Here is an 8,753-nt window from a genome sequence, read left to right as displayed (position 1 = left end):
AAAGGTGAAACAGGGGATCTCAGCTGTAAGACAAGGTCTGACCTTATAGGAAGTACCAGATTCACCCTGTTTCAGGTGATGGTAGCTAACCACCACCCACTACATGGTTCAAGATACAAGGGAAGTACTTGCAGCGTCTTTACGATCTATCCATTAACACCGCTCGGCGCACTTTGTCAGAAAGTCTAAGGCGCTTACGCGCCTTATCCCTATTACGGACGGTACACCTTCACGTTGGTAAAACCTTGCTCACGCAGGTATAGCGCCTGCAAGCGGCTCATCACGCCACGCTCACAGTAGAGCAGATAGGTTTTGCTCTGATCCAAATCGCCAAACTGCGTACCCAGCTTGTAGAACGGTAAGGATTTGATTTCAACCTGATCAAGTTCAAGCGGCTTATCGTCCTGCTCATCCGGCGCACGGATATCCAGCAGCACGTCGGTTGGCGCAAATGACGCGACCGTTTCCACTTCAACCACGTCTTGCTTGGTCTGCTCGGCGATCTCACGGATATCAATATTCCGGGCTTCACTCACCACACGATCCAGGATAGCAAAATCGAAGTGGCTTTCTTCGGCCTCAATCTTCGCTTTCACTGCCTTCACCGTCGGGCTTTTCGAGATCACACCACAGTATTCCGGCATCGTTTTGGCGAAATCTTCCGTCCCCAGTTCGCGAGCCTGTTTGATAATGTGTTCTTTATCATGAGAAATCAGCGGACGCAGAATCAGCGTGTCGGAGGCATTATCGATCAAACGCAGGTTGGTCAGCGTCTGGCTAGAGACCTGCCCTAACGCTTCACCCGTCACCAGCGCCTGAACACCGTAACGCTCAGCAACTTTGGAGGCCGCACGCACCATCATACGCTTCAGCACGACGCCCATTTGGCCGTCGTCGACCTTCTCGAGAATTTCACCCACGACAGGATCGAAGTCGATAGCAATAAAACGCACCCGATGTGAACTACCAAAGCGGTTCCACAGATAGTGTGCGACCTGTTTCACCCCAATCTCATGTGCTGCACCGCCAAGGTTGAAGAAGCAGTAATGCACACGACATCCGCGACGCATCAACATATAGCTGGATACGCCGGAGTCGAAACCACCGGAAATCAGTGACAGCACATCTTCCTGCGTACCGATCGGGAAACCGCCGATACCTTCATAGCGCCCCTTAATCAGCAGCAGACGGTCTTGCTCGATTTCCAGGTGTACGGTGACCTGCGGTGCAGTGAGGTTGACTCGCGCCGTTTCAATGTGCTGGTTCAAACCACCGCCGACGTAGCGTTCTACGTCCTGTGAGCTGAATTCATGCTTACCGCGGCGTTTCACTCGCACACAAAACGTCTTACCTTCCAACCGCTCACGGTACAATGCCAGCGCTTGTTCAAAGATATTGTGCACGTCGGTATAGGCGTGATCTTCAACTTCCAGAATATGGTGAATGCCGGGAATTCTTGTCAGCGCATCACGAATCGCCTCACGCTGGCTTTCGTCTTTGGCCCGAACTTCGATATGATCCCAGTGACGGACAACCGCCAGCGTTTCATCATAGTGTTTTAATACGTTGCGAATGTTTCCGGTTAGAATCTTGATAAAGCGCAACCGCACAGATTGGCTCTTGATGGTGATTTCCGGGAACAATTTAATGATAAACTTCATGGTGGCTGTCGTTACTTGGTCAGAAAGGCGTAAATAAATTTACCCTGAGCACTAAAATCACGTTATCGGTAAAATCAGCCAGAACAGGGATGATTTTACCAATAGCATCCAGGGCGCGGAGTATATCATTATATGAAGATATACTGTGCGCTTTAACCGTATAATTGTTGCGCATCCACGGATGACCACACGTAACACCACGCTCTGCCGCCACAAGCCAACGGCGTATAACACCAGGATTCTGAAACCACTATGCCTAAGAAGACCGAGCAGCCAGTCAGCTTTGAAAGCTCGCTGAACGAACTGGAAAAAATCGTTACCCGCCTCGAATCAGGCGAACTGCCGCTGGACGATGCGCTAAATGAGTTTGAGCATGGCATCCAGCTCGCTCGCCAGGGTCAGCAAAAACTGCAACAGGCAGAACAGCGCGTACAAATCCTGCTGAGCGACGATCCCGAAGCGCCGCTGTCACCGTTTACGCCGGATAACGACTCGCTATGACCGATTTCAGCACGAAACTGAATGCGCATTACCAACGCACGAACCGTATGTTGGGGCATTTCATCGCCGACCTCCCCTTTCAGAGTAGTCCACTGGTCAATGCGATGGAGTATGGCTCACTCTTAGGAGGCAAACGCCTGCGCCCGTTTCTGGTTTATACTACTGGCGAACTGTTTGGCATGCCGTTAGAGAGTCTGGATGCCCCTGCTGCGGCAGTCGAATGTATCCATGCCTATTCATTGATTCATGACGATCTGCCGGCGATGGACGACGACGATTTACGCCGTGGACAGCCGACCTGCCACATCAAATTTGGCGAAGCCAATGCCATTTTGGCAGGCGATGCATTACAAACGCTGGCGTTCTCCATTTTGGCCGATGCACCGATGCCACAGGTTTCTGACCGCGATCGGCTGGCGATGATCTCAGAATTGGCTCAGGCCAGCGGGGTTGCAGGCATGTGCGGCGGGCAGGCTTTCGATCTGGAAGCGGAAGGTCATCAGGTCGATCTGGCCGCGTTAGAGCGGATTCACCGCCACAAAACCGGTGCCTTGATTCGCGCTGCTGTCCGACTAGGCGCACTAGCAGCCGGTGAAACAGGTCGCGACGCATTGCCCCATCTGGATCGCTACGCTAATGCGATTGGGCTCGCTTTTCAGGTTCAGGACGATATTCTCGATGTTGTTGGCGACAGCGCAACAACAGGCAAACGTCAGGGTGCAGACCAGCAGCTAGGTAAAAGCACCTATCCCAGTTTACTGGGGTTAGATAACGCACGAAAAAAAGCACAGGAGCTTTATCAGGAATCACTGGCATCGCTTGACGACCTCGTCGCATCCAGCTCAATTCCCCTGAATATTGCCCCATTACAAGCGCTGGCGAATTTCATCGTTGAACGCGATAAGTAATTACCTAATGAGTCTCTAATGAGTTTTGATACCGCGAAGTACCCTACATTGGCGTTAGTGGAAACACCGGATGAACTTCGGTTGTTGCCGAAAGAGAGCCTGCCAAAGCTGTGCGATGAGCTGCGCCAATATCTGCTGGACAGCGTCAGCCGTTCAAGCGGCCATTTTGCTTCAGGGTTAGGGACGGTTGAATTAACGGTTGCACTGCATTACGTCTATAACACCCCTTTCGATCATCTGGTGTGGGATGTCGGCCATCAGGCTTATCCGCACAAGATCATTACCGGTCGTCGCGATCGTATTTCAACGATCCGTCAAAAAGGCGGCTTGCACCCTTTTCCATGGCGTGATGAAAGCGAATATGACGTATTAAGCGTCGGGCATTCATCCACCTCAATCAGTGCCGGACTGGGCATGGCCGTTGCGGCCGAGCGTGAAGGCAAAGGCCGCCGTACCGTTTGTGTGATTGGCGACGGCGCGATTACCGCGGGCATGGCCTTTGAGGCGATGAACCATGCGGGCGACATCAAATCCGATCTGCTGGTTGTGCTGAACGACAATGAAATGTCGATTTCAGAAAACGTCGGCGCACTGAACAACCATCTGGCGCAGCTGCTATCCGGCAAGCTCTACGCCAGCCTGCGCGAAGGCGGTAAAAAGGTCTTATCCGGCCTACCGCCTATCAAAGAGCTGGTGAAACGCACTGAAGAACACCTTAAAGGCATGGTCGTGCCGGGCACGTTATTTGAAGAGCTGGGTTTTAACTATATCGGCCCAGTTGATGGTCATGACGTTCAGGCACTGGCGCATACGCTGAAAAACATGCGCAGCCTGAAAGGCCCACAGCTCCTGCACATCATGACGAAGAAAGGCAAAGGCTACGCTCCGGCCGAGCAGGATCCGATCAGTTGGCACGCCGTGCCGAAATTCGATCCGGCCAGCGGTACATTGCCGAAAAGCAAAGAAGGTGCCCAACCCACCTATTCCAAAATCTTCGGTCAATGGCTACAAGAAACAGCCGCCAAAGACAGCAAGCTGATGGCAATCACGCCTGCAATGCGCGAAGGTTCGGGCATGGTGCAATTCTCCCGCGACTATCCACAACAATATTTTGACGTCGCGATTGCCGAACAGCATGCCGTCACGTTTGCTGCTGGTCTGGCTGTCGGTGGTTATCATCCGGTTGTCGCTATTTATTCCACTTTCCTGCAACGTGCCTACGATCAGGTCATCCACGATGTGGCGATCCAGAATCTACCCGTTCTGTTTGCTATCGATCGCGGCGGTATTGTTGGTGCGGATGGACAGACGCATCAAGGCGCGTTCGATCTCTCTTTCTTACGCTGTATCCCGAACATGATCATCATGACGCCCAGCGATGAAAATGAGTGTCGCCAGATGCTGCACACGGGCTATCACTACCAGAAAGGCCCTACGGCGGTGCGCTATCCGCGCGGAAACGGTACGGGGACGGAGCTGACTCCACTATCAGAACTGCCAATCGGGAAAGGCGTGGTGCGTCGTCAGGGCGAAACGATCGCGATTCTGAATTTCGGGACGCTATTACCAGAAGCCCAGATTGCGGCAGAGAAGTTAAACGCCACACTCGTCGACATGCGTTTTGTTAAGCCACTGGATGAAGCATTACTTGAAGAGCTGGCGCAATCTCACAGCACGTTTGTGACGCTGGAAGAGAATGCGGTCATGGGCGGTGCAGGGAGCGGCGTGAATGAATTCCTGATGGCGAAACGCCTTTCTGTCTCGGTGCTGAACATTGGGCTGCCGGACGTCTTTATCCCACAAGGTTCTCAGGAAGAAATCCGTGCCGACCTGGGTCTGGATGCCGCTGGCATCGAGCGCAGAATCACGCAGTGGATGGAATAAGTCGCTAACGATAACCGGGGCACATGGCCCCGGTTCAATAATATCAGTCGTTCAATAACGCAGTAACGTCAGAATATCGGCCAGTGATAGCCGATAAAGTAGATAATCCCCGCAGAGATCACCCCCGCGACAATATCATCGATCATAATCCCCATGCCGCCATGCACGTTGCGATCGAACCAGCGAATCGGCCAGGGTTTCCAGATATCCAGACAGCGGAAGACGACAAACCCAGCCGCCACCCACTGCCACTTATCCGCCGGGATCGCCATCAGGGTAATCCACATGCCGACAAATTCGTCCCAGACGATGCTGCCGTGATCGTGAACACCCATATCTTTCGCGGTCTGATGGCACAGGTAAACACCGATGCAAATGCTCAGCATGACCAACAGCGAATACAATTCAAGCGGCAGGAACGACATGAGGTACCACAGTGGAATCGCCGCTAGCGATCCTACCGTACCCGGCATCCAGGGAGACAGACCGCTGCCAAACCCGGTTGCCAGCAGGTGCCACGGGTTACTCAGCCGTAAGCGGCGTTTTGCCACTTCAGCACCTTTCGCCTTGTTCGCAGAGTCAGTTTTGCTCGCTAAAATGGTCATACCCCTTCCAGTTCAGCTCGGTCGCTTTATTATCTCTGAAAAAGCGTAGCCCTTCAGAGGAAGGCCCGATTTGCCCGATGCAGGTGTAGTCAGCGCCGAGATGCCCCAAGGCCAGTTCCAGCGCACCACGGTTAATTTCCGGCACGGTGAAGCACAGCTCATAGTCTTCGCCGCCAGATAGTGCCCAACGCAGCGCCTGTTCTTCATCGACGCAGCCCCGTAGCCAATCAGATTGTGGGATCGCGTCCAGATTAATACGCGCGCCGCACTCGCTGGCTTTAAGTATATGCTGTAGATCGGAGATGAGGCCGTCGGAAAGATCGATGGCCGAGCTGGCCAGATCGCGCAGCGCCTGACCTTGCAGGATTCTCGGCTGAGGACGAAGGTGACGTTGGATCAATCCCTGACGTGCCTGTTCATCCTCAACATGCAGGGTATTCTGGAGGATAGCCAGACCAGCCGCGCTGTCGCCTAATGAACCAGTAACATAAATCCAGTCACCAATTCTGGCTCCGCGACGCGTCAATGCCCGACCTGCTGGCACCAGACCGTGGATAGTCAGCGTCAGGCTCAGCGGGCCGCGCGTCGTATCCCCCCCGACCAACTGCATGCCATAATAATCAAGCAGTTCAAACAAGCTGTCGCTGTACGCGGATAGCCACTGGCTATTGCTTTTAGGTAGGGTAATGGCCAGAGAAAGCCAGGCAGGATCGGCGCCCATTGCAGCCAGATCGCTTAAATTGACCGCCAGAGATTTGTAACCCAAATCGGCGGGATCGATATCAGGTAGGAAATGAACACCAGATACCAGCGTGTCGGTACTCACCGCCAGCATCTGCTTATCTGCCACCGTCAGTAACGCACAGTCATCACCGATGCCTAACTCAACATCGCGACGTGAACTTCGGACCCGATTAAAATAGCGGGCAATAAGGTCAAACTCACCTTCAACCATAACCTTTCCAGCCAGCCTATCATTCAAAAGCGATCAGGGCCGGATATCCGGCCCTGATTCGATTCATTTTACTTCTTGCCTTTCCGTACACTCGGAGCGGCTTTGTCCAGCACGCCATTCACAAACTTATGGCTATCTTCAGCACCGAAGATTTTAGCCAGTTCGATGGCCTCGTTAATCGCCACCTTGTAAGGAACGTCTTCGCGCTTGCTCAGCTCAAACATCGCCAAACGCAGAATCGCTTTTTCAACCTGTCCCAATTCCTCAATTTGACGAGACAGGAAAGGTGCCATCAGTTGATCAAGCTTCTCAGCCTGAGTGGCAACACCCGCCAGCAATTCACGGAAATAGGTAATGTCGACATCTTTGACATCCTGCTCGCTCAGGAATTGGTGTTCAACATCGGCAATATCATTTTTAGATAACTGCCAGGAGTAAAGCGCTTGAACCGCACATTCACGAGCGCGGCGACGAGCAGCAGGTTTCACGGAATTCCCCTTACTTAATCAGGCTTACTTAATCGCTTTCAATACATTAATCATTTCTAGCGCGGTCAAAGCAGCTTCAGCACCTTTGTTCCCCGCTTTCGTACCGGCACGCTCAATCGCCTGCTCAATGCTTTCCGTCGTCAGAACGCCGAAAGCAACAGGGATTTCACTGTCCATCGCAACAGAGGACAGGCCTGAGCTACATTCGCCAGCAACAAATTCAAAATGCGCTGTTCCACCACGGATGACCGTTCCCAGAGCAATCACGGCATCATATCCGCCATTTTTCGCGCTTTTAGTCAGCGCACGAACCGTCAATGGCAGTTCGTAAGCACCTGGCACCCAAACAACGGTGATGTTTTCATCTTTAACCTGACCGATGCGCTTCAGTGCATCAATCGCACCTTCCAGCAGGCTATCGTTAATAAAATGGTTAAAACGCGCAATCGCAATCGCCACACGGGCATCAGGAGTAGCAACAACACCTTCGATAACGTTCATAGCTTTCCTTGTATCTGGTCTTTATGGCCCGCAGGGGGGCGGATTCTATCATAATTATTGTTGGCACGTATCCGGTTTTGTCGGACCTGCGCCACGTATTTACATACACATCAGAATTTAGGCTTCAGGCGCAATCGCAAATCTGGGCCAACCTGGCGAACGTCTGCGATATCAAATTCCGGTGCCTGAGACAGCTGATCCAGTCCGGGCAAGAGGCACAGCGAACGGGCATTTTCACCTAACAGCTTGGGGGCAAGATAAACGATAAGTTCATCAACAACGCCAGCATTAAGCAGCGCACCGGCCAGACTGGCTCCGGCTTCGACCCAGACGGAGTTAATCTGCCGTCTCCCCAGCACCATCATCAACGCCACCAGATCAACACCGCCATTGTGCTGCGGTAGCATCACTTGTTCAACGCCCTGCGGCCACGCTTGTTCATCCGCCTGCACGCGCGCCAGCCAGGTCTCACCCGGTTGGCTAACAATCCGATGCTGTGGCGTGACGCGCTGCTGGCTGTCCACAATCACCCGCACGGGCTGCCTGAGATCCGCTTCTGAATAGCGTTTCTGCACATCAGCCCCCAGCTCTGACCAGCGTACAGTGAGAGAAGGGTCGTCAGCTAACACCGTCGCACTACTGCTCAGAATCGCTGCACTCTCCGCACGAAAGCGCTGCACATCCTGCCGCGCCTGCGGTGAGGTGATCCACTGGCTTTCTCCCGACGCCATCGCAGTACGCCCATCCAAAGACGCCGCCATTTTAAGCTGCACGTAAGGAAAGCCCGTCCGCATGCGTTTCAGGAAGCCGACATTCACCTTCTCTGCTTCCACCATCATCAAACCATGACTGACGGCGATCCCCGCTTGCTGTAAGCGATGCAAACCACGCCCTGCCACCTGTGGATTCGGATCCTGCATCGCAGCAACCACGCGGGAAACGCCAGCCGTAATCAACGCATCGGCGCAAGGCGGTGTTCGCCCATGATGGCTACACGGTTCCAACGTGACGTAGGCCGTCGCACCACGTGCACGTTCCCCCGCCATTCTCAGCGCATGCACCTCAGCGTGTGGCTCACCAGCACGAAAATGATAGCCTTCACCGACAATTTCGCCATCACGAACAATCACGCAGCCAACATTAGGGTTGGGAGCTGTCGTGAAACAGCCACGGCGCGCCAGCTCTAGCGCGCGCGCCATGTATAATTCATCCTGCGGCAAGTGGCCGTTTTCCTGAAAAGCGCTCATTCC

9 protein-coding genes are annotated in these 8,753 nt (G+C 53.4%); 3 read left to right on the top strand and 6 right to left on the bottom strand.

Features of this window, described 5'->3' with window-relative positions; translation table 11 throughout:
- Positions 1-212: 212 nt before the first annotated feature.
- On the bottom strand, positions 213-1,661 hold the full coding sequence (gene thiI / locus Q3A88_RS08200) for a tRNA uracil 4-sulfurtransferase ThiI (RefSeq protein WP_014914518.1): 1,449 nt from the start codon (positions 1,659-1,661) through the stop codon (positions 213-215).
- Positions 1,662-1,913: 252 nt separating this feature from the next.
- On the opposite strand from thiI, the gene xseB reads away from it, so the two are divergent.
- From xseB to dxs, 3 genes are read left to right on the top strand one after another with little or no spacing between them, the layout of a single operon-like run.
- On the top strand, positions 1,914-2,162 hold the full coding sequence (gene xseB / locus Q3A88_RS08195) for an exodeoxyribonuclease VII small subunit (protein WP_010282080.1): 249 nt from the start codon (positions 1,914-1,916) through the stop codon (positions 2,160-2,162).
- Complete coding sequence (gene ispA, locus Q3A88_RS08190) at positions 2,159-3,070, top strand: (2E,6E)-farnesyl diphosphate synthase (RefSeq protein WP_110163792.1); 912 nt, start codon at positions 2,159-2,161, stop codon at positions 3,068-3,070. The genes xseB and ispA overlap by 4 nt, the downstream gene beginning before the upstream one ends.
- Before the next feature lie 18 nt (positions 3,071-3,088).
- Positions 3,089-4,954, top strand: a complete 1,866-nt coding sequence (dxs, locus tag Q3A88_RS08185) for a 1-deoxy-D-xylulose-5-phosphate synthase (protein ID WP_110163793.1) — start codon at positions 3,089-3,091, stop codon at positions 4,952-4,954.
- Positions 4,955-5,022: 68 nt separating this feature from the next.
- Here the strand turns inward: dxs and pgpA are convergent, their stop codons facing one another.
- From pgpA to ribD, 5 genes are all read right to left on the bottom strand, one after another.
- Entirely contained in the window at positions 5,023-5,559 is a 537-nt protein-coding gene (gene pgpA, locus Q3A88_RS08180) for a phosphatidylglycerophosphatase A (RefSeq protein ID WP_039274457.1), read from the bottom strand.
- Positions 5,534-6,514: a thiamine-phosphate kinase gene (gene thiL, locus Q3A88_RS08175; RefSeq protein ID WP_039499020.1), complete on the bottom strand. Its 981-nt coding sequence runs from the start codon at positions 6,512-6,514 to the stop codon at positions 5,534-5,536. Before thiL ends, pgpA begins: the two co-directional genes overlap by 26 nt.
- Positions 6,515-6,582: 68 nt before the next feature.
- Positions 6,583-7,002, bottom strand: coding sequence for a transcription antitermination factor NusB (gene nusB / locus Q3A88_RS08170; RefSeq protein WP_010282066.1), 420 nt, complete (start codon positions 7,000-7,002; stop codon positions 6,583-6,585).
- A gap of 24 nt (positions 7,003-7,026) precedes the next feature.
- Positions 7,027-7,503, bottom strand: a complete 477-nt coding sequence (ribE, locus tag Q3A88_RS08165) for a 6,7-dimethyl-8-ribityllumazine synthase (protein ID WP_012773708.1) — start codon at positions 7,501-7,503, stop codon at positions 7,027-7,029.
- A 110-nt stretch (positions 7,504-7,613) separates the two neighbouring features.
- Positions 7,614-8,750, bottom strand: a complete 1,137-nt coding sequence (ribD, locus tag Q3A88_RS08160) for a bifunctional diaminohydroxyphosphoribosylaminopyrimidine deaminase/5-amino-6-(5-phosphoribosylamino)uracil reductase RibD (RefSeq protein ID WP_104213351.1) — start codon at positions 8,748-8,750, stop codon at positions 7,614-7,616.
- Positions 8,751-8,753: the final 3 nt, after the last annotated feature.

The sequence above is a fragment of the Pectobacterium sp. HCp5_1 genome, from assembly GCF_032905925.1.
GTDB lineage: Bacteria > Pseudomonadota > Gammaproteobacteria > Enterobacterales > Enterobacteriaceae > Pectobacterium > Pectobacterium brasiliense_A.
Note: the sequence above shows the minus strand (reverse complement) of the source record. Positions and strands in the feature narration are given on the sequence as shown.